Raw genomic sequence first — 26,727 nt, 5'->3', positions numbered from 1 at the left:
CTCATTTGCTTCTTTTTGCGCGAATGATTTTTTTTAAAAGAAGCTATGCTTTTAACGTGAGAAGCAACGTCTACAAGTAAATGCACGTAATTTTACTTTTTCTCGGTAGTGAGATTAAATAGCTAATAGCTGAAATCGTTTCCTAAACAAGGACCTATTTACAATGTTTTTTAAACATCCAGTTATTTCTGGCAGATTCAAATTGTGCACCAAACTGAAGAGACAAACATAAAGTAGGGAGTGTATCTGTTTGCTTAGCTATCTCAAACGCACGTGAAAATTTATAACCATGCTTGGCTGCAAGGCTAAGCTCGCTAACATACAAAGCTTTATATTTTGGAGGGAGTTGCTGCCAGTTAACAAGCGCTATTTCAATAATACCTAAGTGAACATCTATTTTATAAGGGCCTGCTTTTTTAGCCTGCTGAATATAACCAAACACACGATCACTTGCCCCCTCTTGATAACTTGTTACTTTAGCTAAGTCTATCCATGTTTCGGCCCACGACGTTCTGTGCTTTAACGAATTTAAAAGAGAAGACTCTACTTGCTTATATACTTTAGGAGCGCTTTTAACGTTTAGATTATTTTTTGTTAAACTAAGCATTTTTATATACGCACTTAGCTGCCAATAATGCGCTTGGAGAGGCTCAAGTTGTGTGGCGAGTGTTATTGCCTCGTTTGCAAGATTAAGTTCTTGAGGTGTTAGTAAATCACTTGGCTGTTTTAGCGTATTTAATGCATTAAAATACCATGCATTAGCGCGCATACTTTGTATGCTTTCAAAACTAATAAACAAAGTAATAATTGCAAGCAATGTAATTTGAGTTAGCTTTTTTAAATTACTCATCAAACAAAGACTCTGTTAAACGCTGTGGATTGTTAACAAACAAGTGTTGTGCTTCTAACTCACCTATTAAATCGGTAACGAGCCTTTTTGCATTACTTAATAATGGAGGCCTGCGTTTGACTGAGTGGGCATCGCTTGCAACATAACTAACCAAGCCTTTTTGTAGCATATCAATACTAATTGCTTTAGCAGTATCGCCCCACGCCCCTTCTATGCTTGAGGCTGTTAACTGAAAATCACAACCTAACTGCTTTAAACGCTCAATATAAAATGGGTTTGCTTGAATATCTCTGTTGCGTTCGGGGTGAGGAATTATCGCTTTTATATTTTGCTTAGATAGCCAATTTATAAACTTATCGTAGCCTTGCGGTACGTGGGAATGCGGTAACTCTAACAACAAATAATTAACCGAATCTAACGCACCAATAAAAGGTAACTGCCCCGCCATAACCATCGCCATTAATTCAATGTCGAGCCTAACCTCTGCAGCTACCGCAAGCTTTAAATCAATACCTGCATTAAAAGCCTCTTGCTTTAAAACATCAATGTCATTATTAAGTGCTTTTGCTGAGTTATTAAATCGGCCTATATGAATATGCGGGGTTGCCACCATGTGTGTTATTCCATCATCTTGCGCTATTTTTAATAGCGCTAAAGATTCGTTTAAATCTTTAGCGCCATCGTCAATGCCTGGCAAAATATGCGAATGAATATCAAACATAAATTTTTAGCAATTAAGAGGTTGGTTGCTCAGGCTTTTGCGAGTAGTCGTAATAATCGTAATAGCCATGGCTATGCTCATCTTTACTTTTACTCATATCAACTTTATTCAACACAATACCCGCAACATGCGCTTTAGACTCAAATAAACGCTCTATACCTGCTTTTATTGGTTTAATACGAGTAACGTCCGATTTAACCACATAAATTACCGAATCAGCACTTTGTGAAATAACAAGTGCATCACTCACTGCCTGAGTAGGCGGTGTATCAATAATAATATGATCGTACTTAGATTTTAGCACATCGAGCACTTCGTTAAAGCGCGAGCTAGATAAAAGCTCCAACGGGTTACCAGGAATTTGCCCACTAGGCATAATAGCCACACCCGATTGCCCATCAACATGCACACATTCACTAAACTGCTCGGTGCCTATAATTAAATTACTCAGCCCAGGGTGAAATACCGGTATATCAAAGCGCTTTGCTATACTTGGTTTACGCAAATCTGCATCAATAAGTAATACTTTACCCATTTGCGCAAGCGACATTGCTAAATTAGCTGAGGTAGTTGTTTTACCCTCACCCGGCGAGCTCGATGTAACAGCAATAACCTTATGGTCGCGCTCTAACTGAGTTAACAATAAACTAGTACGAAATGTACGCACAGACTCTGCAAAACGCCTGTAGTTATCATCAAGGTAAGCATGTATGGGGAATACGCTCTTTTTAGGCATAGGTACATTAGGTAATAAACCTAACATACGCTGAGCGAGTTTACTCTCAACATCGTTTTTAGTTTTAACGGTATCGTTTAAGGCATCAAATACAAAGCTCATTACAACAGCAAAACCAAAACTTGCAACAAATGCCAAAATAACAATAAGTTTTTTATTTGGTTTAGCAGGGTCTTTTGGTGCATAGGCACGGTCGGTAAATCGTGCAGCAGCTGAGCTAAAGTCACTTGTTACCTCGGTTTCTTTAGAGCGAGATAAAAACGTATTAAATATATTACGGTTAGTTTCAACTTCACGTTTTAGTTGGTTATATTTGGTTTCTTTGCGGGTAATGTCTTGGTATTCAGCGCGTATTTTAACTAAGTCGCGTTCAAGCGCACTAACAGTTCGCGTTACTCGGTTTAGCTCTTTTTCAATGCCGGTAATAAGGCCTTTAATTTGTTTATTTAGGTTGTTTTTTACAGTGGCAAGTTCAGCCTTAGCAGAAATTATTTTAGGGTGTTTAGGGCCATATACTTCGCTTAAGTCACTTAGCTTACGTTCGACTAATATAACCTCTCGCTTTACATCTTGTATTACTCTATGAGAAGTGATTTCAGGCATGCTGCCTAACAATTCTAAGTTATTGTTGCCATATTCACTAATTACACGGTTAATGCTTTCTAGGTTGTTTTTTTCGTTTCGCGCTTTTACTAATTGTTCCGATATCTGCTCAAGCTCTTGCGTTGCAAGGCCCGCTATCCCTTCAATATCAACTAGTTTTTGCTGCTCTCGGTAAGCCTGCAAACGTACCTCAGAGTCATCTAACTGAACACGAAGTTGAGACAAACGCGTGTTTAGCCAGCTAGATGCTTGTTGCGTAATGCCCATTTTTGCACGCATTTGGCTTTCTATATAGACTTCACCCACTGTATTTGCAACAAGTGCCGCTAACTTCGGGTCGCTCGACTCAAAACTTACACGTACTAATTGAGTTTTGCGGATAGGCGAAACAGAAAGGCGAGACTTAAACGCAGCTAGTAAACCTAACATTTCACGCTCAGCTTCTTCTTCCGCAGAATACACAGTGGCTTCTTTTTTGTTTAAAAAAGGCAAGTAAGATTTTATAGCCTCTTTAACTTCACTAATAGCCGAGGGTTTAGCAGTAAAATCTTTATGGTTTTTTAAATCAAGTTTTGTAATCACTTCGCGAGCAATACTGTCAGACTTAATAACCTCAAACTGAGTTAGGTAATATTCTTTTTTAGTAGAATCTAACCCGTATATTTCTTCAAAGCTAACTGCTTTGGTTTGTTCTGCCTCAATAAGTAATGTAGCCGTTGCAACATACTTAGGCACTAAGGTAAGGGCCACCATAATAGTTAATAATGTAACTACAGTCGCAAAACCTAAAATTCGCCACTTGGCGCGCTTAATAACATTAATATATGCACTTAAATCAATAATTTCTTCATTACTGTTTAAGTTTTCGGATGTTTGGTTCATTAATTACTGCCTTGTAAACTGCTTAAAACAAGCGTTGTTCAATTTTTATAGTATCGCCCGCTGCAATTTGGCTATTTAAACTACCTTTTTGTTGCTGCTGTTTAGTTTGTTCTTTAAAAATATAAATTTTATCGGTAGATGCACGCTCGGTTAACCCGCCCGCAAGAGCTATTGCTTGGTTAACGGTCATTGCGGGCTGATAAGGATAAGCACCAGGATCTTTTACTTCACCGTGGATATAAAAAGGCCGATATTCTATAACTTGCACATAAACATTAGGGTTTACTAAATAGTCTGGTTTTAAACCTTGTGTTATTACCTGCTCAACCTCTGAGGTATTTAAACCTGCAAGTTTAACTTTTCCTAAAAATGGGTAGTTAACCTCACCACTGTTACCTAATAGTGCAGTAACCTCTAAATCTGGTTGACCAAATACTTTAATTTCAACCTTATCACCTGCACCTAATACATAATTTTGCGCAGATTGAGCAAAACAAATGCTGCTAAATACAAGCAGCATTAAACTAAAACAATACTTCATTAATTAGCCTTTAACGCAAAAGTAAAGTTAACACCTACAATTACACGGTCAAACTCAATAGCATTTACTGTAGAATTTTTATCCATAAAATCTACATAGGTAGAAACCATGCCAAAATTGCTCGCTACATAATTTAAACCTAAACGGAGGTTTTTAGTTTTATCTTTACGGCCAACGTCGCCAGTATACTGCTCGTCAATATAATTAACGCTTGCAAGTGAGCTTAAGTAATCGCTCCAACTATGGGTCCAATTAACACCATAAACGCTCTCTTTAATGTAATCGCCTTGTACTAGTGGGTCTTTTGCAGCGCGACTAGTCATAAACCGTACAGTAGAGTATGTAAGTGGTTGCCAGTTAATGGCCGCCTCCCAACTTAAACCACTAAAGTTTTCACGCTCACTCGAGTCAAAGTCTTTATTCTGATAACCCACTTTAAACGAGCCAGAAGTAACCGCTGTAGCCTCCCACTCCATACCTGCAAGTACTTTTATATCGTCGCTGTCACGCGATATACCACTACTGGCTAACACATCGTATCGGTAGTTTTCTTGTTTAATTTCTAAAAAGGTGCGTGTTGCGGCTTGGGTATTATAATAACCGGTAACGCCTAATAACGATTTATCGTAGTCACGGTACTGCGATACTTCTCTAAAATTTTGGTATTTTTTACTAAAAAAACCAGCACTTAACGCCACTTGCGCTTTTGAGCTTTGCGCACCGTACTCATAACGTGCTAACACATTGTGTTGTTGGTACTTTACAAGCTCGTTAACTGCATCGCCTAAGCCTTCGGTTAAACCACTGCCACGAGGTTCATATAACCAATCGGCATCGCCGTTAATATCTAACCTATGCTGGCTAGTAAATTCTTTATGTACACCTGCACCTATATTTACTTGGGTAAAGTTGTCGGCAGTATCTTCATTATGTAACGAGCTGCTAGTGCCTAAGTCTAGGCTATAGCTATCTGGGCCATCTTCAATAACCGCTTTAACATTCGGGGTTATGGTCCAAATTAAGCGCGACTCTTCATCGTTCGGGGTGCTAAAAAAGTTACTGTTACTACTAATACCAGTTTGTAACGTAGGGGTAATTTCGGCCCCATCTTTAGTCATAACGCTACCCGGTTGCAAATTAGCAGCAGCAGGTGCAGCTATCATAGCGCTCAATAAAGCGCTAAGTGGTACAAGTTTTTTAGTATGCATTTGCATTTTTAAATCCCTTAAAAATTGTCATAAAAATAATTTTTATATCAAACCACAGCGACCAGTGCTTAATATAATGTAAGTCAAATTCAACACGTTTTTCCATTTTGTCTAAGGTGTCGGTTTCGCCGCGCCAGCCATTAATTTGCGCCCAACCAGTAATACCGGGTTTAGCTTTGTGGCGTAGCATATAAAATTCTACCTTTTTACGGTATTCCTCGTTATGGGCAACAGCGTGCGGCCTTGGCCCAACAATCGACATATCGCCTTTTAACACATTTATAAATTGCGGTAATTCATCAAGGCTAGTGCGGCGTAAAAAGCCACCAAGCGGAGTAATACGCGCATCATTCTTTTTAGCTTGTGTTACTACATTACTATTTTCAGTAACCGTCATTGAGCGAAACTTCCATACCTTAATTTTACGCCCATCAAGGCCGTACCTATCTTGTTTAAAAATAACAGGCCCTTTAGATGTAAATTTAACAGCAAATGCAATGGCAATTAAAATAGGCGAGATCAACAGTAAAATGATACTAGCAACAATTATGTCCTCAGTTCGCTTTATAAACTCACGCGCGCCTATAAATGGCGATTCAAACACGCTTAATGTATCAAGCTCGCCAACATGCTCTATTCGCGCATGTATTAAATTAGATACTAAAAAGTCAGGAATAATATGTACATCAACAGTGGTGTCACCTAACTGCAGTAGTATATCTGCTATGCGTTTATCTGCTTTCATAGGTAGGGCAATGTATAAAACACTTATTTGGCCATTGCGTGCAGCATCAACTGCATCTTGAATTTTACCTGCTACATCATGCTTTGTAGCATTTTCAAACAAGCGTTCTGGTTGTCGGTCGTCATAAAAGCCTAAAAACTTAAAGCCTAGTTCATCATTTTTAGTAATTTCGTTATACAAATGTACGGCCGACTCGGTTGCACCTACAATGGCAACATTACGTAAGTTCATACCAAGCTTGCGCTTATTACGCTTAAACATATGCGCGCCTAATCGCCAGCCATACATAAATGCAAAACTCAATAAAAACCATAACCCCAAACCAATGCGCGAGAGCTCTTCTGTAAACTTAAATACAAACGACACACAAAATAAAACTGCAAAGGCTACAAACAAAGAGCCCCAAGCACATAAAACCATGGTTCTAAATTTACCAGCTCGCCAAGAACGATAAGCCGAAAATATTTCAGCGCAATACAAAAAGCTTAACGCAACGGTTAATGCAGCAACCATGTAAGTAGGTGAGAGTTCAAAGCTATAAAAAACAGCAGAACATTGAAAGGCCAAAAACAATGCAAAAATATCGAACAAACGATAAAAATTTGCATCAGACGAACCATTAGGCTTAAACGTCCTTGAAGATGTCATACTATGTATCCCTATAGATATCTTAATAAGTGAACTAAGCTCCACAAAACTGTGCGGCAAATGTTACAGCATCATACTTACGTATTCAATATTAAGGGTGTTTTAATGTATAACAATATTATGCAAAATATTTTTAAGTAGCGAGGATGTTACATAAAACAAAACAAATATAAACTTATAAATACTTGGGTAAACATTTATAAACAACATTGTAACCTAGTTTTTATTTAAACAGTTCCTTAAACCACGACCACACGCCAAATGAGTAGCCGCTAAATATATCAATCCCTAAAGCCGATTTAACTAAATAAACCACCAATAGTAATATGCTAATAACAATAAAACTAAATAGTGATACAGTTATTGCATGAGATACAGCAGCTATCTTTTTTTCTTTCTCGCTCAGCTCTCGCCTGTTTCGCCCCGCTAGTACAACAAAGTAATACCTATATTTAAAAAATTTAATTACGCCACGGCAATCAACTGTATGCTTACCCCATTGTCTTGCACCTATCGCCACTTTTAAATGGGCCAGTTGCTCTTCGGTAAAACTATCCTGCACATCGTGTGGCATTCGGTTAAGTAGACTGCGCACAGCTGGATCTGATTTTAATTTAGACAAAAGTTAACCTTATTTATTCGAAGAATGTAAGAACTCTTAGATTATTTTCGCAACAAAAAAAGCCAATTAAAAACTTAATTGGCTTTATAAATAAAAAATAAATAATTATTTAATTGTACTTGAGCGATAAGTATTATTGTTTAACCAACTAGGTTTTTCTACCTCAGGTACTTTACCATCTTGAGAAATATTTGTTTGATGGTAAGAGTGCTGGTTCCAAATACGTGTTGCATTTTTCCAAGGTTTGCTTTCATCAGCAGCACCATATACGGTCACCCCATTGTTAATTGACCAGCGAGAATCATAGTTGTTAGAAACAACAACAAGCTCTGCGTTATCATCGCCTTCTAGGTCAACCACAATTGGGTATTCCCAAAGCGATGCAGTCGAATTGTCAACAGAAGATAAAACCTCACCATTTACACCATTTAGTACTCTAACAGTAAGGTGTTCTTGAACTATAACTTCATCAATACCATCGCCATTAAAGTCATAAGCACTTACGCCTATTTTACCGCTCCACTCATCATCATTAGGTATAGACCAAACTAGTTCACCATTGTTATTGTACATAGTAACATCATTGTAACCAGCACTTACAATACCCAATTTAGTTGAGCCCAAAAAGTTTGATATGGCATGTGCTCCTCCGCCAGGGTTGGCTTGTGTATTAACTTCCCACTTTACGTTACCGTTAGCTTCAAGTGCTACAATACGGCTTTTATCTTGCGAAGTAACCCCTGAAGGAATTGATAGAATAACTTCTGGTTTTTCATCATTATCAATATCAGCAATAGATGAGAACCATATGTCGTTTTCACCGCTATAGGACCAAAGTTCTGCACCATTTTCATCTAACAATTTACCTGAGGTGAAAATCTCTTGGGCCCCATCGCCATTTGAATCAAAAATAGTAGAGGTAGGTGCCCTATTAAAGTTAAATAATGAGCCAATATCATAATTATAAAGAGCATCACCAAGAATAAACTCTAAAGAACCGTCATTATTAATGTCTGCTATGGTAATGTCACTTGTGGTTCTCCAACCAGAATTGACTTTAGCTATTTGCTTTTTTGTTACTCCATTGTTATCAACCACAGATATAAAACTATCAAATCGATTTGTCGCTACAATTTCAACATCACCATCGTTATCAAAATCAGCAGCACCCACGGAGAATGCTGCATCTGCTATAATGGCTCCTTGGGCGTAGTCCCAAAGTTCAGAACCATCTATACCACTCAGAGCTCTAACAACCCCCTTCGAATAATCGCTTCCTTTAAAAGTAACTACTACTACATCTGCTACATCACTATTATTAATAATACCATCGTTATTGTCATCACTAAGCTGGGCAACTACTGGCGTACTCATTACTTGATTGTACTCCGGCATAAAGTCACTCGAATTCCAACTCCATTTTTGCGTAATTTCAAACGGTGCTATAGGTTCAACGATTGATGGAAGGTTACCCTTAAATTCACCACCTAATAATGCCATCGAACCTTTAAAGCTTTGACCAATTACAGGCATTTTTGCAATACCAAACAGTCCTTTAATATCAGCATAAGGGGCTAAAATCACTCCCTCCCATCGGCTTCCTTCAATATTTAGGTTGTGTGCATCTACAAAATTAAAAACCGTTTGAGAAGCATGCTTTCTTAACCTGGCAAAGTTTTTACTTCTTACATTAACTTTTTGATCGCCAGAAATATTAAAAATAACAGTTGCGCCTTTAGGAATACCTTTAACTTTAAAGGTATGGGCAGCAGCAAAGTGCGCAGCATCTATATTAAATACTTGTGTTTCAGAGGTTTTGTCACCTTTTAGGTAAAGCCCGCCCCACTTCCACTTTACAGCGCCTGTTTCGTTTAAGTTATTTAACTCAGCGCTTAAATGTTTGTAATGTTCTTCTTGTTCATCAAAGTTAAACGGAAAGGCCGATTCGTCTTGATGACTACTAATGGTAGCGCCCCGCTCCATGCCCCAACGAACACTCCAATGTGCATCTATTCCACCGCCAGCTAACATACTGCCTACAAATTGGCGGCCACGCTTAAATTCAATACCGGTTTCACTAATTAAGTAATACTCATGAGGGTTTGACGGGCGATTATAGCCAACACTGTAAACGCCTTTTAAATTAATTTCTCCAGCAGCAATTGCACCATCTGCACGGCCAACATGCGATTTAAACTCGTCAAAAACAAAAGCAGAAAAACTATTAGCAACACCTAAATCTGTCGCATTAGCAACAGAACTTGTTAAAGTAAGTGCAATTACTCCACTTAATTTTTTTAAATTAATTATTTTTTTCATTTAATCCCTCTAAAGTAAAAATTCCATCCTGGATGGACATATAAACTATTTAATTAACAAAATTTATTACACAACAAAGTTGAAAGTTCATTATATATACAAAAACAAAAATTAAAACAAAAAATACAACTAAAGGATTAAAAGCCACTCACCTGGCTCTAGCAAGCCCATTAAATCAATATGTTACACTTTAATTAAGTGCATAAAACAAAACAGATCCAAAAAAAACAGCAACAATGGGTGGGTAAATGTTAATTACTTGTATTTTTAATATTTGCGTAATCAGTGGTGGTTAATTTTATTATAGAATTGAGTTATTGCTTTGAATTAGTCTTTAAATGATTAGGGCGATATGATTGTGAAGGTGGTTTTTATGAGATAAAAAACCACCCACTCATACTTAAAATTTAAAAAATGAGCCTTTGTAAATGCACTAAATGATTAATTTATAAAAAGTACTGGTTTTAGTTTGCATTGAAAATAGCAGACGATTCAAGCTGCCAAGGTTGATACTGGCTTTAAAAACTTCTCAATTTAGCCTTTATGAGTAACCATGCAAACTTTGAATTTGTGACTAAGTAACGTCTCCACATTCTACTAGGCTCTTGTATTACTCTGTAAAGCCACTCTAAACCAGCTTTTTGCATCCATTGAGGTGCGCGCTTTACTTTGCCAGCTGCTACATCGAATGTACCGCCAACACCCATTACAAAGTCGACACCTAGCTTATCTTGCCATTTATTAATGAAATTTTCTTTTTTAGGCGAAGTAATCGCTACAAATAGTAATTTTGCGCCCGACTCGCGTATTTTAGTTACCACGGCTTCTTCATCATCCCAAAAGTAGCCATTGTTAAACCCTGCAATATTTAAGTTAGGGTTTTGTGTTTTAGCTACTTCCACTGTTTTACTTACCACCTCTTCAGTAGCACCGAGCAAAAACACGGGAAAATCTCGTTTGGCACTCATAGCTAACAGCTCATGAAATAAGTCAACCCCAGCTACGCGCTCTGGTACATCGTGCCCTAAAAAGCGTGCACCAAAAACAACTCCCATACCGTCAATATTAATTACCTCACAGGCTTTAACCGACTCAGCTAAAACGGGGTCTTTTTGCATATTAACTATTTTGGCTACATTAACCACAACATGCTGTAAAAATTGCTTTTGCTCAATTCTATTTTCGATAAAAGACACCGTTTCTTGCATGGTGGCTATGTCCATGGGTGCTTTTAAAAATTCAATACGTTTCATTGTTGAGTCCGTTTTAAAGTTGTTCAATAACTGCATTTTTGGTGCTATTCATTTTTTGTCGATTAAAATAAGCAAACGAATAATATACCCATGCTTGTGTCCAACGCACATAATCAACCTTATTGGTAAAATACTTATTTTTTTGATAAATAAAACGCTGCTTTTTTGGCATATATAAGGTTTGAATTGCACGGTTTATTACTTTTTCGGCCATAGTAAAGTCATCTGGCGCTTTACCTACTTTTAATAATGTAAAAACAGCTTGCGATACACTGTGCATATCGAGTGGGTAACGACTATTATTGTAATATTTTGCAGTGCCGTCTTGCTCAAACAAATGCGTTTTATAATAAGTAAGACCTTTTGCAATTGCATCCTCAAACTCATCCGTTTGTAACTCATCGCTTAGTAAGCGTAATGCCTCAAGGTTATAACCGGTATGAAAACCATCAATAAATTGATGATGGTGGCGCGCACCATATACCCATGAGCCATCAGTTCCCTGTTCGCTTACCGACTGCTTTGCAGCATTTAAAGCAAGCTGTTTGTAATGTTGGTTGTTAGTTAGTACAGCAACTTTTGCAACCCAAGCAGCGCCCCAAAGGCTAGCATTATGTACAAAGGCCGTTTCACCCGGTATGTAACCAAAAAACTGCCTGCCATCACATTCTTTATATAATGTTTTTACAATAAAATGCGCACTATCAATTGCAGGTTCGCTGTATTTTTTGTCTTTGGTGATTTCACTTAATGCATATAAAGCCTGAGCAACATAAATAGTAGTAATTACGTTTGGCTTACCTTTAGGTACAAAAAAGGCGCGTGCATTCCAGTCAAAGTGGTAGCCCCAGCAGCTATGCTGCCAAATAGTTTTATCACTTTGCTGTGTTAGTAACCAATCCGCTAGCTTTATTGCTTCACCTAAATAAATTTGATCATTGGTTGCTTTATAGTCTTCTAATAAACCTAAAATAAATAAGCCAATACCTTTTGGGTTGCGCTTTTTGGGAACAGCACATAATGGCCGCAAGTTAATTGCTAAACGTTTATGAAGTTGTATCCACGCTAAACCAACTAAACCTTTTTTAAACGAGGGAAAAATGTCGAATAGCTTACTATTAAGGCCATCAAACGGGTCTTGGCCTGCATATTTATCCTGTTTTGCAGCAGAAAACATCTGTTTTGTTATTAAGCCAATTTGACTATTCACTTTTTAACCCCATCAATTAATTGCTGATAGTAATCAGATAACGCTTCAGCCACTACATCATCTTGAAAACACTTTAAAAATTTTATTTTTGCAGCCTCTCCTAATTGAGTTCGCTTATTTGAGTCATGGTCAAGCTCACTTAAAGCATCAGCAATTTGAGCAATATTGCCTGGCTGCACTAACAAGCCATGTTCATTATGTGTAATGGCATCTTCTACTGCACCTACGGGAGTTGTAATAACAGGTATACCAACAGACATAGCTTCAAGAATACTCATAGGTAATCCCTCAGCATAACTTGGCAGCACAACAACATCAGTGCGAGCCAGCAAATCAAGTTTTTGTTCTTTGTTAATCCAACCTAAAAATTCTACTTTTTCTGAAATACCCAGTTCACTGCATAGCGTTACTAAACTATTAACATCACCATTCCCTGCTACAAGTAAACGTGCATTATCGTTTTCAGCTTTTGCAAAAGCATGTATTAAATCTTTTATGCCTTTCCGATCACTAAGTTCTCCCATAAAGCTAAAGTTACAAGTGCTATGTTTTTCTTTGTTGAGTGTCAATTCAGGTACGGGGTTAAATAAAACTTCCCAATCTCTATAAGTCAATGTTTCAAACTTTTTTACCCAGCTTGTGCCTAAACATAAACAAAGCTGATATTTTTTGAATATTTTAACAACAATATTTCTCTTTGCATGACTTAAACCGTTGAAAAATTGTTCTACCTCGGCCGCATGGCACTGATATATGGTCGGAATAGAAAACACTCTCAGCCAAAATAAAAAATAACTTTTACGTGTAAAGCTCCCTTTTAAAGAGCCATGTATATGAGCAACATCAAAACGGTTAAGTAATAATAAAAAAGGAAAATAAATAATAGCCAATAAAAAAGACCAATGTTTTTTAAACTTTCCGCTGGGATCATTAGAATGGAAATAATGTATATTATATAAATCATTCAAAAAGTCATTCTTCATAAATGTAGTTACAACACTAGCGACCCCGCCCTTTGCATTATTAGACACACTAATTACTAGTACATTGCTCTTCAATGTCATTCCCTTATATATCAAATTTTTTATTTTCAATAAATTTACTTTCTAACCCGCCATGAGCAGACTGCAAGCCGTCAATACCAAATAGGGTATTGATCTCGACAACCAAAATACCATCATTTGTTATTGCTATATCCCATCCTACTAAATTCATAATTATATTTTTTTTCGCTAGTTCAATAAGCTTGTTTTTAATGCCAAGCCAGTTTGGAATTTTTAGCTGTTCAAATTGATAACCTGTATCAGGGTGTTCAAAAAACTGCTTTAAACCATATTCGTGAGTTGCATAATTCTTTAAAGCACAACCACTTTCACTATTAATTCCAACAACTAATCCACCGGCAGAGGTATTATCAATCTCGCTACCGTTTGAGCCCATTCGAAGGGTTACTGCAACAATTTCAATTAAACCAGCTGTATTCCTCTTTGTTATAGCTCTAAGTGTATTTACACTATGTGGATACACCGCTGTTATTGCATCATGTTGAACTATTGCTTCCTCTATAACGTAATTATCTTTCAGATTTATTAGAAAGTGATAATCAAATTCATTATCTTTTATGTAAAAGGCCTTACCTTGTCTTTTTGCAACTAAAATTCCACAACCACCCCGTCCATGCACCGGTTTAATAAACAATTTATTGCAGGTACGCATTTCTAATAGCTCTTGAAATGTTTGATAGTTTAAAGTTGTGCCATCTGAATTAAAAACATAATTAGCTTTCTTTTTAATTATTACATTAGCACTTGGGTAACCCATTCCTTTAAATAAAGTATCCATAACCATTTTATCTTCAACGATATTCAATAAGTATTTTGAATCATCATACTGGGGAAATATTATTCGATAAAAATAATAGCTAGGTATAAATTGTTTCATTTCATCCATAGAAAGCGTGCAATCTTTTGAATAAAAGTCGTGATTAAAATACTGCAGAGGATAGCACCCCCAATAATCTTTTAACTGTTTAATTTCAGCTTTAATTAAACTTTTATTTTTTTTATTTTTCGACAACTTATATCGCTGTATATTATCTTTATATCTATAGTTAAAATTAATTAAATATAAAGTCCTAACTTTTTCTATGAGCTTATGCTTTAACACCGTAAAGTAATGCATTGTAACACCTTACAAATCGCAAATAGCTTGTTTCATTTTGCCATTTTTTGTTCGTATTAAATTATCTACTATTGTAATAGTGACATCCATTTTATTACCTAAGCGCTCTTTTGTATTATCTATAAGCTTAAGCTTTTGTTCAGTTGTAAAGTCATTATTACAAGTAACTAGTACTTCAATTTTCATATGTTCTTTTTGTACAAACTGCGCCCCTAACAAACCACTTACTCCTTTAGGAATGTGATTTAATATATGAACTTTTTGACCATCTTCTGCAATAAGGTAATCACCTGTTCTTCCTTCTATAGAATCCACAATTGGAAATACACGACCACATGGGCAGTTTGGCTCATCAGACAAAATAACATGGTCGCCGGTTTTATAACGAATTAATGGGTAAAAAGAGTTATTAAAGTTAGTACCGACAATTTCAGCTCGGTCACGGCCATCCTCTGCTTTTCCTGCCGGCAGTAATTCTACATGAGCATAGTCTGTTAATATGTGATAACGACCGTGCTCGCAGCTTGCAATAGCAGCTACACGTTCAAATAACCCATACCAATCAAAAACAGTGCATTTAAAGCGCGTTTCAATTAGATGTTTATCTTCCTTTGTTAGTGATTCAGATGATGTAACAATTGACTTTATTTCACCTGGATAATATTCATTATTAACTTCTAAATACTTAGCTAGCGTGACAATCGATGAGGGATATGCCTGTATAACTTGTACACCAAACTCAGCCATTGCATTTATATATGACTGTAAGTTATTAGGCACCATATGAAAGGATGAGAGCATAATCATATTTTCAAAGTAAGAGTAACGCCAAAATGGCGCCTTTTTTTGTTCGAGTGGTACAATCATATCACCCCTGATCCACGCTCGTTTATCACCTTCTTTAAATCCAGCCCAAGCTAACCCTCTATTAATAAAAGCTTGCTCAGTTATGACCGATTCCATATCTTGTGGAATAACTAGAGGCGCGCCTGTTGTGCCACTTGTTGCACCTTTAATAACCGTGCCTGACTTTTTGGACGATAAAAACTTATCCTTATTGCTATTCACTTCCAATTTATCAATAAAAGGAAACGTTTTTAAATTAAGGTCATAACTTTTATAATATTCAACGGTATTTCGTGCTTGCTTAATAGTTTTATGTAGCGTTTTATCATGGTATTTACCTAAAATCTCAGAGTCATACTCATGGGCAATTAGTTCTTGAGTATATTGTTCACATTTATTGTTTTCTCTAAGCTTTTTTCTTACTAATGCACGCGTACTCAATAAAATATTTTGAATTGAAACTGGGCTTTTTTTATAAATTTTACTTGTAAACATTATAGTAATCCTTTAACCGACAAATATTGAAAAACACACTAATTCACAAGGCCAACTTAAATGAGCACTAAGCCTAAAACTTACTGAAATCATTTTCCGTTCCTTCTAGATACAACTAAGTACATTGCACTAATTAAAAAGAGTAAGGCTGGAGTTTTAGTCGTCAAAGCATTATTTGTTAATGAAACTAAAATAAAAACAATCAAAGCGATTTTGGCTGAATTTCTATTTTTTCCCAATGCAATTTTAAGTGGTAATTTATAGCAACTTAAAAACAAAAAAACTGTACATATGATACCAAAACTAACAATCCAGCCTATTATGTAATTCTCTATAACATCTATTTGAATATAAAAAGCGATATTTTCTAGTAAAGTTTGTGAGGCTCCTAAAAACCACTCACGTAGGCTTAATTGTTCAAGAATTATAAAAACATCAAATCGCGCTTGAGCACTACCATCAATATGCAACTTACTTAGTATGCGGGCACCGATGGGGGTCAAAGTAATAACTAATATTGTGAAGATAGACGCAAAAAAAGCCAGCGCTTGTATTACCGCAAAGCGCATTTTTGACACGCGAACCCCTGCAGCCATAAATGCAGGCACCTTAGGTGCTATTAAAATAAATACACCTAGCATGAATATGCCTGTTGCAGCTCGCCCACCAAAAGCAAACAGTGCTAACGTAACTACAGTAAAATAGATTAAATAAGGAATTCGCGTATAGCTCATTAGTAAAGGTGCCAATGCAGCGGTAATCAACGCGTTATTAAGTGGATGAGTTAACAGAGCCGTTGATCTAAAGTGACTAAAACTTGAAAACTCGACGGATATTAGTGTACTACCTAATATAAACTCTAAAATAGCTATAGCAGAATTTATGAATAGTAAGTATGCAAGTAAGGTTAATAATTTGTTTTTATGTGTGATACTCAACTGACTCAATAAATATAGACCTAAAAGTGGGGCTACCATAGTATCGACCAAGTAAGCCATGCCCGACGTACCAAATCTAATTAAGCCATAAAATATAACAAGTAAAATACATAAAAAACTTATTAGCCATGATGCCCTAAGCTCTTTTAGGCTAGTTAAAGGCACATTAATACCTCTTCTAAGCGTAAAAATTGCAACGGTTAGCATTAATATATACGTTGAAATATGTATTTTAACTAACGGATTTCCGCCTTCTGATACGTATTTTATACCTACGTTTTCTAGTAAATAGCCGCCAAAAATAAATGCCGTCAAAAAAGTGAACACCATTACTCTATAAATACTTTCACTTTTCATTTATTATCCATGCTTTACATTTTTTATAATTTAGTAAGGCAAGCACACATGAGAAAATGCTCACGCCAATAAGTACATCAATAACAAGGTTGACTATGGGAATATTAATCATAACGAAGTGATAAACTCGTAATTCAGGTAGAAATATAGCCATACACAAAGTTGAAAATATAATTTTATATACCTGCAGTGGTATAAAATACTTATATCCTTTTTTAATAGACAACCATAATGCCACGCTAAATGAGGTAAGACTTGTGATCAAAAAAGCACTGGCCGCACCTACTAAACCATAAAGTGGGATCAAAGTGACTAATAAAGAAAGATTAACTACTAAAGAAAAAACACTAATTTTAGGCAGGTATTTAGTGTTTAAAGAGAACTGTAATCCATGATCTATATAATGAGCCTTCAAGTTTACAACAAACACTCCCGCACATAAAATATAAATAACAGTAGAACCTTGTGATAAATATACTTCACTAAGTAATAGGTGCGTTATAGGCTCGGCTAAAATACAAAACCCAACTAAAGCAGGAGCTGAAATTAAACATAATAAAGTTAAATATTCACCATGGGCTTTGTACAAAGCGGCTTTATCGTTAATTTTTTTTGTTAATTCAGGATAACTTGGTAAGGCTACGACCATAAAAATAAGTGCGCCAATTCCTAATAAAATATTTGATATAGCAGCATAAATACCTGTTTGCGCTAAATCTAATTTATCTGCAATGAAGTAGCGGTCTAACCGGCTTGATATTGCTGCAACTAAGCCACTGGCCATAAGAGGTAAGCCATAAGAGAAAATAGCCTGTGCATCTGGAGTTTTAAGTTTATTAATACTGATTTTAAGCGGTTTAAAAACAACTAAGCCTGCAGCTATGTAGCTCAAAGCAAGGGCTGATAACGCAGAAAGGATATTAGGAGAGTAAGCTAGCAAGCTACCTGTAATTACTATAGACATAATAGATTGAGTAAGTACGGCAATTCTATATTGGTTTAAACGCTCCATTATACGGGCTAATTCAAGATAGAACTGATAGAGAGCTTTAGTTAAAAAAACTAAAAAGGTAGCTAAAAACGTAGATAAGGTTAATAAGCCTGTTAAATATAACCCTAAACTAACTAGTGCTAATGCTGGCAATGTGCAGCAAAAAATAATTGAGCAGGCAATCGCTGCAAAATTATCATGTTCCTCTGTTTTTTTACTAGGAAGTAAACGCAGCATGCTAGAGTTAATCCACTGCGCAGCTACCGCCCTTACAACTTCAACCGTTAATAGCATTAATGCCAACATTCCGTATTCTGTTGTAGTTAATAACTTGGTATGAATACTAATTAATGCAAACACACTAATTGCAGCAAAAATTTGCACTGGTGCATATTTAAGTAACGAACTAATCATTATTTTTTTCACTACACTTTTTATATAAATCAATATATTGCGTGAAAACAGATGCAATATTAAATTTTACTTCAAGTTCGCTTTTAGACTCATTAACATTATGATTATCAATCAAATTTTTGATACGGTTAGGGGTTATCGTGTCAGAGAAGTATAAAACGCCCATTTTCTCAAAGAAAGTTTTCTCATCTTCAAGTATTCCAACCTCAGTTGTTATTAGAGGCAATCCAACTGCTAACATTTCTAGAGGTACTAAGCCGAAGGTCTCCTCACTAGAAGTAAATACACCTAAGTCAGCATTAAGATATTGTTGAACAATTTGGGTTTTATTTAATTTACCTAAAAAGGTTACATTGTTTTCTAACCCTAAGGAAGCTACCTGTTTTTTTAGCTGCTCTGTATATACTTTATCGGCCGCAGGCCCAATAATAGTTAAGGAAGAATTAAAACCATTACCAACTAACCTAGCTAATAAAGCAATAGAGTCTTCAACCTTCTTTCTTGGTGTTAATAACGCACACGTAACGAGCTTAATTTTTTTGTGTTCATGTCTAGTATAACTTGCTTTAAAGTATTCTTGATCTATGGGGTTATACACAATTTGCGATTTAACGCCATCATTAGATAATGCTGTTTGTAACTGTTTACCTACAACAACTACATTGTCGCTGCGCCTTGTTGTAATTAAAGGAATTATTTTCTCATATAAAAAGTTATTAAACACTCCAACATTACGACGCGCTATTTTTTTATAGCTGTGAATAGTTACTAATGTTTTACCCTTAAACCCACTGCCAATTAATAAACTCCAAAAGTGGGTATGCACTAAGTCAGGATTCAAAGTTTTTAACAACTTGCGAACATGCCAATTTTGCCAAATAATGCCGGGGATTTTAAATTTTGATTGCTTACTTGATGTAGGCAGCCAAATAAAATCAACATTATCTGATAGACGAATAACATCACCAGTGAAAGGAGTTTTACTTTGCGGGTCGAGCCCGATAATAGTAAACCTATGGTTAGCGTCATCATGGTTAACCATATATTCTGCAAGCATCTGGCATACGCTATCTACGCCGCCACAGTTATTACTGCCCCAGTCATAGGTAGAAAGGGGCATAATTAAAGCGATATGTTTTTTAGGCATTATTGATATTCTTATTAATACACATTAAAAACTCTTTATAAATAATACAAAATTAAAGAATACCGCGAGTATCAATAACAACTTTTGATGCAAACTCTGTTTTATCTGCAGCTTTAAATTGTTTATGATCAACTAATACTACAACGACATTTGCTTGCTCCAGTGCGCTTTCTAACGACACTAAGCTGACATTTTTATCTGCTAGGTTGGCTGGTAGCTCTGAAATGTTTGGCTCTACCGCAAGTATTTCACCAATATTTTTTGCTGCTAATTCTTCAACAATATTTAATGCCGGGCTTTCACGAAGGTCGTCAATATCGGCTTTAAATGAAAGGCCTAGGCATGCAATAACTGGACGTTTAAATTCATCAGCGGCTTTTGCTACTTTTTCAATTACGTAAAATGGTTTTGCGTCGTTAGTTAAGCGTGCTTGTTTAATTATTTTTGCTTCGTCTGGGCAACTTGCAACAATAAACCAAGGATCAACCGCAATACAGTGGCCGCCAACACCTGGGCCTGGGTTTAAAATATTTACACGCGGGTGACGATTAGCAAGCTTAATAAGCTCCCACACATTAATTTTTAATTTGTCACAAATTACTGACAATTCATTGGCAAAGGCAATGTTTACATCGCGAAATGAGTTTTCGGTTAACTTAGCCATTTCAGCAGTGCGAGCATTGGTAATAATACACTCGCCGCGCACGAAAGTTTCGTATAACTTAACGGCTTTTTCGCTACATGCTTTGCTCATACCGCCTATTACACGGTCGTTCGACACTAGCTCTTGTAATACATAGCCAGGTAATACACGCTCAGGGCAATGAGCAACATTGATGTCGGCGGCATCACCTTTATCCTGTGGGAATGTTAAATCAGGGCGCGCTTCACTTAGCCAAGCGGCTAGTTGCTCTGTTGCCCCTACTGGTGACGTACTTTCTAGAATAACTAAATTGCCTTTTTCAAGTACTGGGGCAATTGTTTTAGCTGCAGATTCTATGTAGCTTAAATCGGCTTTATGGTCACCGCTTTCGCTATGTACAAATGGTGTTGGTACTGCCACCATAAATACATCTGCTTTTTCTGGTACTGTTGTCGCTCGTAAATTACCTGTAGAAACAACACCACGTACTACGATATCTAGATCAGGCTCTACTATATGGATTTCACCTGCATTTATTGTATCTACCGCTTTTTGATTTACATCTAAACCTATTACCTGCATACCGCGCGATGCAATAACGGCCGCTGTAGGTAAACCGATATAACCTAAACCAACAACCGACACTGTTTTTATTGTCATTACTAAATCCTTGAAAAAATTTTAAACTTTATTTTAATCTTTAAAGTGTTGCTTAATTTTTGCAACAATGCGCTCACACGCTTTACCATCGCCATAAGGGTTATGTGCTCGGCTCATTGTTTGATATTCTTGCGCGTTTGTTAGTAAGTTTTTAACTTCGCTAATAATGCGTTCTTTATTTGTACCGACTAATTTTACCGTTCCGGCTTCTACCGCCTCTGGGCGCTCTGTTGTGTCGCGCATTACGAGCACTGGCTTGCCTAGGCTTGGTGCTTCTTCTTGTACACCACCGGAGTCGGTTACTATTATGTGTGCTTGATTCATTAAATACACAAATGGTAAGTAGTCTTGTGGTTCAATTAGATGCACATTATCAACATTTTTTAATATACGATTTACTGGTTCGCGTACATTTGGATTTAAGTGCATTGGGTAAAGCACTTGAGCCTCTGGATGAGCTGTAGCTATTTCTGCTAGTGCTTCGCAAATACGTTCAAAGCCGCCACCAAAACTTTCCCTTCTGTGCCCTGTTACTAGGATTAGCTTTTTAGTTTCGTCTAACTCTGGAAACTGTGCTTTTAATGTAGTGATTAATGCGTCGTCTTTTTTTACTTTATCAACCACTTGTAAGAGTGCGTCAATTACCGTGTTGCCCGTTACAACTATGTCGTTTAGATCAACACCTTCATTGAGTAAGTTTTGTTGCGACGTATCGGTTGGAGCAAAGTGAAGCTTTGTAATTGCACCTGTTAACTTGCGATTACCTTCCTCTGGCCAGGGTGATGCTAAATTGCCTGTTCTTAAGCCAGCCTCTACATGCCCTACTGGGATTTGTTGATAAAAAGCTGCAAGACTTGCGGAAAGGGTTGTACTTGTATCGCCATGAACAAGTATTAAATCGGGTTTAAATTCCTCTAAAATAGGTTTTAAGCCCAAAAGAATATTTGTAGTTACATCGTATAAACTTTGGCCTGGCTTCATTATGTTTAAGTCGTAGTCTGGTACAATTTCGAATAAATCTAAAACCTGATCTAGCATTTCACGATGCTGGGCAGTAACACATACTTTTGCGTCAATGCCTTCTGCTTCATTTAGCGCTTTAACTAGCGGTGCCATTTTAATAGCTTCAGGGCGCGTACCAAATATACTTAATATTTTAATAGCCATGACTGTCCTTAATTTAAAATAATATAATTTTAATTACTTGAAGTAAGTAACTTTTTAACCTGCTCGGTAAACTCTTTGCCCATATGGCTTGATTGCATTGCGTATTCTACATTTGCGAGCATATAACCTAGTTTAGAGCCACAGTCGTGAGATTTACCTTTAAGGTGATAAGCCTCGAGCGTTTCAAGGTGGCGTAGTTGTAGTAAGGCATCGGTAAGCTGTATTTCACCGCCCGTACCTGGTGGAGTGTATTCTAATAAGTCCCAAATAGTGGGCGATACAACATAGCGGCCTGTAATTGCTAAGTTACTTGGTGCTTCATCGTTATTTGGTTTTTCGACCATGTTTTTAATGGTCGCGTTTTCGCCAGCGTTAATTTGTTTACCCGCTAAATCGGCCACACCGTATTGATGTACTAATTCTTGTGGTACGGGTTCTACCATTACTTGGTTATAGCCTGTTTGATCAAAACGGCTGATCATTTCACTTAAGTTATCGGTTTTTAAGTTTGATTTGTATTTATCGATTATTACGTCGGGGAGCATTACGGCAAACGGGTTGTTACCCACTATAGGGCGCGCAGCAAGAACTGCATGGCCTAAACCCAGTGGTGCTGATTGGCGAACAGAAATTACGGTAACGTCTTTTGGTACTATAGAGCGCACTTCTTCTAACAGGCTGCGCTTAACGCGTGCCTCTAGGGTGGCTTCTAGCTCAAAGCTGGTATCAAAATGGTTTTCTATTGAGTTTTTAGAGGCATGAGTAACGAGTACTATTTCTTTAATACCCGCGGCTACGGCTTCGTTAACTACGTATTGAATAAGCGGTTTGTCTACTAAAGGTAGCATTTCTTTAGGAATGGCTTTTGTGGCTGGCAACATGCGCGTACCTAAGCCAGCAACGGGTAATACTGCTTTTAAAACTTTCACTTTAATTCCTTTCATTATTTTTTGTAAACAACGAAAAAGGCTAGTTTAAAAGCTAAATTCCTTTTTACGTGTATCACATGCCGTGTGAGGTTATTATTATACACAACACAATTGTGTACTCAATAAATAAAGCATCCTTTTAGATTGTTTTTTTGTTAATTTTTTATTAATAGAATTAGCATTTAGCGCACTGTTTTAGTGCTTCTCATGCTTTTATATGATCTACCTTTTTAATGCTAACAATACTATACTAGGCTTGTTTTATTATTAGGGAATACTTACTTAAAGGAACGTGTGTGCGTTTAGGGCTTTGTATAGTATTAGTGGTTTCGTTTTTTGTATGCGCGCAAGACATGCTTATGTATTTACGCAACAGCGATATAATTGCCCGTGCGCAAAAACAATATGGTAGCGAAGGCCATGCACGTATAAAAAACTGGTTAAATTTTATAGATGAATCTGCTGATAAAAGTGAATGGCAAAAAATTCATTTAGTTAATAATTTTTTTAATAAGCAAATTAAATATAAAACCGACGAAGACCTATGGCAGCAAAAAGATTATTGGGCTACCCCGCTCGAGAGTTTAGGCATTGGCATGGGTGACTGCGAAGACTACGTAATTGCCAAGTATTTTACTTTAATGGCCTTGGGCGTTCCTGAGGATAAAATACGGTTAATGTATGTTAGGCAAAAAACGGTTAACCAGCCACATATGGTGCTTATATACATTGAAAACCCAAACCAAGTTCCTTATGTTTTAGGTAATTTTAATACTAAGCTACTGCCTGCTAATAAACGCCGCGATTTAACCCCTATTTATAGTTTTAACGGCCAAGGTTTGTGGTTAGCTAAATCGAAAGGCCTAGGTAATAAAGTAAAAAATAGCCGTGGTGTGTCTGCTTGGAACACAATGCTAGAGCGAATCGAACAAGGTGAGCTTGCTCCCATATAGAATAACGTTAAAGGAACTATTAGTTATGTCGTCTTTTTTTAAAAATGGCTTGAGCTTAAAAACCCAAGTTTATGGACTGATTATTGTTATTTCGGTTATTTCGTTTTTTGTACGAATAATTACCGATGTAGACACCACACGCCAGTATTTACAAACGCAAATGGCTAGCCACGCCCAAGACACCGCCACGAGTTTAGGGCTTTCTATTTCGCCCTACCTTGAAGACGACAGCATAATGATTGCGCAAACAATGGCAACGGCTATTTTTGACTCGGGTTATTATAAGCAAATAAAATTTACTAACGCTGAAAACCAGGTGGTTTTTGACCTTATAAACCCTAAACGTGTTGAGTCGGTACCTAATTGGTTTATAAGCACCGTTAAACTTAATGCCCCAACTATGCAATCTGAGTTAAATAATGGCTGGATAATGGCCGGCACGCTTGAAGTAACAAGCCACGTTGGGCAATCGTATTTAACGTTGTGGGAGCATACCAAGCGTAGCTTATATGGATCGTTTTTATTATTAGTAGCGTCGCTGGCAGTGGCGTTTTTAATACTGCGAGCAGTGTTTAAACCATTAAAAGCAGTAGAAAACCAAGCACATTTAGTGACCCGTAAACGGTTTACCTTAAACAACGAAATACCGGTTTCCCGCGAACTGCGCACTGTTACTAAAGCCATTAACAATATGGTTATGAACCTGCAAAGTACGTTTGATTCGCTCACTAAGCAAACACAAGCCCTTACGGAGGAAGTTTACATAGACCCTTTAACCGGTTTGGGTAACCGTAAGTCGTTTGATAACCATTTTAATTCGGTAGTCGACTCTATTAGTGATGAGGCGCCCATTACGGCCATGATGATTACCCTACCCTCGCTTGCAAACATTAATAAAACAGTAAGCTACCAAGATGGCGATGAACATGTAAACGAAGTGGCAAATATACTTAAAACTATTTTTGGTGAGCTGACAAACGCAAAAGTATTTAGATTAAATGGTAGTACTTTTATTGCCCTTGCTCCTTACGATAGTGAATTTTTAAATAGAACACGCCTAGAAATTACCGATGCATTTAGCCAACAAAAAAATAGCTTACATGTAAATGGCTTTGCTAACTTTGCATTAGTAAGTGTTGATAAGGGCATGCCTGTTGGTAACGTGCTATCGGCTTTAGATACGGGCTGTACAATTGGCGATACAAACACCAAGGTAGATAAAAACACTTTATTTAGTGTTAACCAGTGGCGCTCGCTTATTCAGTCTATTTTAGCCTCTGGCGAGGTGAGTTTTTCGGTGCAACCTGTAAAACGTGCTAGCTCGCAAAACAAACAATGTTATTTTGAGGTGTTTGCTCATTTTATTTTTGAAGGTGAAAAAGTTAATAACGGGCATTTATTTGCTATGGCCGAAAAACTTAACTTAACCGAAGAGCTAGATAAAAAAATAATACGTAATTTTGTAAATGTTAAAGAGCAACACCCAAACGACGTATTTGCGCTTAACTTAAGTAAGGCCTCTTTATATTCTACTGATTTTATTGAATGGTTAACGCTTTATTCGCATACCAAACCTGTTATAAAAACTAACTTGTTATTTGAATTACACGAAATTAGTTTACTTTATAATGTTCACATTGCCTCGCAACATATAGATATAATTAAAGATATAGGCATTAACGTATGTATTGAGCATTTTGGTACTAGCCTTACCTCGTTTAGATACTTACAAGGGCTAGATATTGAGTATGTAAAAATAGACGGAAGCTACATACAAGACTTACTAGATAACAACCAAAGCAAATTTTTTATTCAAACAGTTAATAATATTTGCCATGGTTTTGGCATTAAAGTTTTGGCTTGTTTAATAGAAAAACCTGAGACATTAAAAGTACTTGAAAACTTAGGATGTGATGGCGTACAAGGTAATTTAATTATGCCGCCTTCTAAAGTTATTAAAGCCAATAATAGTGGCGCAAATAAAGAGTTTACTTTTTGTGCCGATACGCTAAAATTTTGTAATTAGATATTCAACCAAGGGATCAGAGATGAAATCACTTATTTTAGCTAGTTTAGTTGCTAGCGCATCAGCACTTACAGTTTTACCTGCTTATGCACAAACGGACACAGATGCGGTAGTTCAAACTGAAGGCTTAGATTCATTAATTACTATTTTAAGCAACGCCACTACTGATACCCCACCGGATGAGTTACAGCAAGAGCTTGTTACTGCAATTGAGCAGCTTTGCCAGAATACCGGCCCTATTGACTTAGACTCACCTATTGCTAACGGTACGTGTTCTCCTGAACAATTAGATGCAATTATGAATGCGGTTATAGCTGCGATAGGTGTAGATAGCACATTAATCTCTGACTTTTTAGCTGCCTTGGTATCTGCAGGTGTTGATAGCGATGCTGTAACGCTTGCTGCAATTACTGCTGGGGTTGATGCAACTGTAGCATCAGAAGCAACCGCTGCCGGCCCTACTGAGCCTACAGCCCCTGCTGGACCTGTAATTGTAACTCTGCCTACTACAACTGTACCACAAGGTGCTGGCGGTACCGGTGGTGATGCTGGTATTTCTGAAGTTGGCAACTAAACAATCATTAATTTTAAATACAAACGCAGCCTAATGGCTGCGTTTTTACTTTAAACACTTTGTTTAAA

The 26,727-nt window shown here is 36.9% G+C and carries 22 protein-coding genes; 3 read left to right on the top strand and 19 right to left on the bottom strand.

The genetic code is table 11. From position 1 onward, the window contains the following. Positions 1–154: 154 nt before the first annotated feature. From QUE46_RS07070 to galU, 19 genes are all read right to left on the bottom strand, one after another. Entirely contained in the window at positions 155–850 is a 696-nt protein-coding gene (locus QUE46_RS07070; RefSeq protein WP_286247146.1) for a VpsP family polysaccharide biosynthesis protein, read from the bottom strand. Then, the gene (locus QUE46_RS07065) at positions 843–1,571 is read right to left on the bottom strand and encodes a tyrosine-protein phosphatase (protein WP_286247144.1); all 729 of its coding nucleotides are present in this window, start codon (positions 1,569–1,571) and stop codon (positions 843–845) included. The genes QUE46_RS07070 and QUE46_RS07065 overlap by 8 nt, the downstream gene beginning before the upstream one ends. Positions 1,572–1,584: 13 nt before the next feature. Continuing rightward, positions 1,585–3,792, bottom strand: a complete 2,208-nt coding sequence (locus QUE46_RS07060; protein WP_286247142.1) for a polysaccharide biosynthesis tyrosine autokinase — start codon at positions 3,790–3,792, stop codon at positions 1,585–1,587. Between the two features lie 22 nt (positions 3,793–3,814). Further along, entirely contained in the window at positions 3,815–4,333 is a 519-nt protein-coding gene (locus QUE46_RS07055) for a polysaccharide biosynthesis/export family protein (protein ID WP_055019400.1), read from the bottom strand. Continuing rightward, positions 4,333–5,547, bottom strand: coding sequence for an outer membrane beta-barrel protein (locus QUE46_RS07050; protein WP_286247140.1), 1,215 nt, complete (start codon positions 5,545–5,547; stop codon positions 4,333–4,335). The genes QUE46_RS07055 and QUE46_RS07050 overlap by 1 nt, the downstream gene beginning before the upstream one ends. Then, complete coding sequence (locus tag QUE46_RS07045; RefSeq protein WP_055019402.1) at positions 5,531–6,934, bottom strand: undecaprenyl-phosphate glucose phosphotransferase; 1,404 nt, start codon at positions 6,932–6,934, stop codon at positions 5,531–5,533. Before QUE46_RS07045 ends, QUE46_RS07050 begins: the two co-directional genes overlap by 17 nt. Before the next feature lie 223 nt (positions 6,935–7,157). Then, a complete protein-coding gene (locus QUE46_RS07040; RefSeq protein WP_055019403.1) occupies positions 7,158–7,556 on the bottom strand; it encodes a hypothetical protein in 399 nt (132 codons plus the stop codon). 105 nt (positions 7,557–7,661) lie between these two features. Beyond that, positions 7,662–9,875, bottom strand: coding sequence for a choice-of-anchor A family protein (locus QUE46_RS07035; protein WP_286247134.1), 2,214 nt, complete (start codon positions 9,873–9,875; stop codon positions 7,662–7,664). Between the two features lie 518 nt (positions 9,876–10,393). Then, positions 10,394–11,128, bottom strand: coding sequence for a WecB/TagA/CpsF family glycosyltransferase (locus tag QUE46_RS07030; protein WP_286247133.1), 735 nt, complete (start codon positions 11,126–11,128; stop codon positions 10,394–10,396). 13 nt (positions 11,129–11,141) lie between these two features. Continuing rightward, positions 11,142–12,338, bottom strand: a complete 1,197-nt coding sequence (locus tag QUE46_RS07025; RefSeq protein WP_286247131.1) for an aspartate-semialdehyde dehydrogenase — start codon at positions 12,336–12,338, stop codon at positions 11,142–11,144. Next, positions 12,335–13,402 carry a glycosyltransferase family 4 protein gene (locus QUE46_RS07020; RefSeq protein ID WP_286247696.1) on the bottom strand — a complete coding sequence of 356 codons (1,068 nt, stop codon included), beginning with the start codon at positions 13,400–13,402 and terminating at the stop codon, positions 12,335–12,337. Before QUE46_RS07020 ends, QUE46_RS07025 begins: the two co-directional genes overlap by 4 nt. Before the next feature lie 4 nt (positions 13,403–13,406). Continuing rightward, positions 13,407–14,519, bottom strand: coding sequence for a sugar-transfer associated ATP-grasp domain-containing protein (locus tag QUE46_RS07015; protein WP_286247128.1), 1,113 nt, complete (start codon positions 14,517–14,519; stop codon positions 13,407–13,409). A 9-nt stretch (positions 14,520–14,528) separates the two neighbouring features. Beyond that, complete coding sequence (locus QUE46_RS07010) at positions 14,529–15,860, bottom strand: phenylacetate--CoA ligase family protein (RefSeq protein ID WP_286247126.1); 1,332 nt, start codon at positions 15,858–15,860, stop codon at positions 14,529–14,531. 89 nt (positions 15,861–15,949) lie between these two features. Beyond that, positions 15,950–17,155 (bottom strand): VpsF family polysaccharide biosynthesis protein, encoded by a 1,206-nt coding sequence (locus QUE46_RS07005; RefSeq protein ID WP_286247125.1) that lies wholly within the window; start codon positions 17,153–17,155, stop codon positions 15,950–15,952. Then, positions 17,145–18,560 (bottom strand): lipopolysaccharide biosynthesis protein, encoded by a 1,416-nt coding sequence (locus tag QUE46_RS07000; protein WP_286247123.1) that lies wholly within the window; start codon positions 18,558–18,560, stop codon positions 17,145–17,147. Before QUE46_RS07000 ends, QUE46_RS07005 begins: the two co-directional genes overlap by 11 nt. Beyond that, entirely contained in the window at positions 18,553–19,707 is a 1,155-nt protein-coding gene (locus QUE46_RS06995) for a VpsD family glycosyltransferase (RefSeq protein ID WP_055020410.1), read from the bottom strand. The genes QUE46_RS07000 and QUE46_RS06995 overlap by 8 nt, the downstream gene beginning before the upstream one ends. A gap of 52 nt (positions 19,708–19,759) precedes the next feature. Continuing rightward, positions 19,760–21,010 (bottom strand): UDP-N-acetyl-D-mannosamine dehydrogenase, encoded by a 1,251-nt coding sequence (gene wecC, locus QUE46_RS06990; RefSeq protein WP_286247120.1) that lies wholly within the window; start codon positions 21,008–21,010, stop codon positions 19,760–19,762. A gap of 33 nt (positions 21,011–21,043) precedes the next feature. Further along, positions 21,044–22,177 (bottom strand): non-hydrolyzing UDP-N-acetylglucosamine 2-epimerase, encoded by a 1,134-nt coding sequence (wecB, locus tag QUE46_RS06985; protein ID WP_286247118.1) that lies wholly within the window; start codon positions 22,175–22,177, stop codon positions 21,044–21,046. 29 nt (positions 22,178–22,206) lie between these two features. Further along, a complete protein-coding gene (galU, locus tag QUE46_RS06980; RefSeq protein ID WP_055020413.1) occupies positions 22,207–23,106 on the bottom strand; it encodes a UTP--glucose-1-phosphate uridylyltransferase GalU in 900 nt (299 codons plus the stop codon). Positions 23,107–23,402: 296 nt separating this feature from the next. On the opposite strand from galU, the gene QUE46_RS06975 reads away from it, so the two are divergent. Genes QUE46_RS06975 through QUE46_RS06965 form a run of 3 tightly spaced genes read left to right on the top strand, consistent with a single transcriptional unit; the run spans position 23,403 to position 26,659 of the window. After that, positions 23,403–24,059 (top strand): transglutaminase-like cysteine peptidase, encoded by a 657-nt coding sequence (locus tag QUE46_RS06975; protein WP_055020414.1) that lies wholly within the window; start codon positions 23,403–23,405, stop codon positions 24,057–24,059. Positions 24,060–24,084: 25 nt separating this feature from the next. Beyond that, positions 24,085–26,085 (top strand): EAL domain-containing protein, encoded by a 2,001-nt coding sequence (locus QUE46_RS06970; protein ID WP_286247114.1) that lies wholly within the window; start codon positions 24,085–24,087, stop codon positions 26,083–26,085. Positions 26,086–26,107: 22 nt separating this feature from the next. Further along, on the top strand, positions 26,108–26,659 hold the full coding sequence (locus QUE46_RS06965; protein WP_286247113.1) for a hypothetical protein: 552 nt from the start codon (positions 26,108–26,110) through the stop codon (positions 26,657–26,659). Positions 26,660–26,727: the final 68 nt, after the last annotated feature.

Source organism: Pseudoalteromonas sp. MM1 (assembly GCF_030296835.1).
In the GTDB taxonomy this organism is placed as follows: domain Bacteria; phylum Pseudomonadota; class Gammaproteobacteria; order Enterobacterales; family Alteromonadaceae; genus Pseudoalteromonas.
Note: the sequence above shows the minus strand (reverse complement) of the source record. Positions and strands in the feature narration are given on the sequence as shown.

Bases quoted from the DNA above. Each gene is read 5' to 3' on its own strand.
- QUE46_RS07070 (WP_286247146.1), bottom strand. From the start codon at position 850: ATGAGTAATTTAAAAAAGCTAACTCAAATTACATTGCTTGCAATTATT.
- QUE46_RS07065 (WP_286247144.1), bottom strand. From the start codon at position 1,571: ATGTTTGATATTCATTCGCATATTTTGCCAGGCATTGACGATGGCGCT.
- QUE46_RS07060 (WP_286247142.1), bottom strand. From the start codon at position 3,792: ATGAACCAAACATCCGAAAACTTAAACAGTAATGAAGAAATTATTGAT.
- QUE46_RS07055 (WP_055019400.1), bottom strand. From the start codon at position 4,333: ATGAAGTATTGTTTTAGTTTAATGCTGCTTGTATTTAGCAGCATTTGT.
- QUE46_RS07050 (WP_286247140.1), bottom strand. From the start codon at position 5,547: ATGCAAATGCATACTAAAAAACTTGTACCACTTAGCGCTTTATTGAGC.
- QUE46_RS07045 (WP_055019402.1), bottom strand. From the start codon at position 6,934: ATGACATCTTCAAGGACGTTTAAGCCTAATGGTTCGTCTGATGCAAAT.
- QUE46_RS07035 (WP_286247134.1), bottom strand. From the start codon at position 9,875: ATGAAAAAAATAATTAATTTAAAAAAATTAAGTGGAGTAATTGCACTT.
- QUE46_RS07030 (WP_286247133.1), bottom strand. From the start codon at position 11,128: ATGAAACGTATTGAATTTTTAAAAGCACCCATGGACATAGCCACCATG.
- QUE46_RS07020 (WP_286247696.1), bottom strand. From the start codon at position 13,402: ATGACATTGAAGAGCAATGTACTAGTAATTAGTGTGTCTAATAATGCA.
- QUE46_RS07015 (WP_286247128.1), bottom strand. From the start codon at position 14,519: ATGCATTACTTTACGGTGTTAAAGCATAAGCTCATAGAAAAAGTTAGG.
- QUE46_RS07010 (WP_286247126.1), bottom strand. From the start codon at position 15,860: ATGTTTACAAGTAAAATTTATAAAAAAAGCCCAGTTTCAATTCAAAAT.
- QUE46_RS07005 (WP_286247125.1), bottom strand. From the start codon at position 17,155: ATGAAAAGTGAAAGTATTTATAGAGTAATGGTGTTCACTTTTTTGACG.
- QUE46_RS07000 (WP_286247123.1), bottom strand. From the start codon at position 18,560: ATGATTAGTTCGTTACTTAAATATGCACCAGTGCAAATTTTTGCTGCA.
- QUE46_RS06995 (WP_055020410.1), bottom strand. From the start codon at position 19,707: ATGCCTAAAAAACATATCGCTTTAATTATGCCCCTTTCTACCTATGAC.
- wecC (WP_286247120.1), bottom strand. From the start codon at position 21,010: ATGACAATAAAAACAGTGTCGGTTGTTGGTTTAGGTTATATCGGTTTA.
- wecB (WP_286247118.1), bottom strand. From the start codon at position 22,177: ATGGCTATTAAAATATTAAGTATATTTGGTACGCGCCCTGAAGCTATT.
- QUE46_RS06970 (WP_286247114.1), top strand. From the start codon at position 24,085: ATGTCGTCTTTTTTTAAAAATGGCTTGAGCTTAAAAACCCAAGTTTAT.
- QUE46_RS06965 (WP_286247113.1), top strand. From the start codon at position 26,108: ATGAAATCACTTATTTTAGCTAGTTTAGTTGCTAGCGCATCAGCACTT.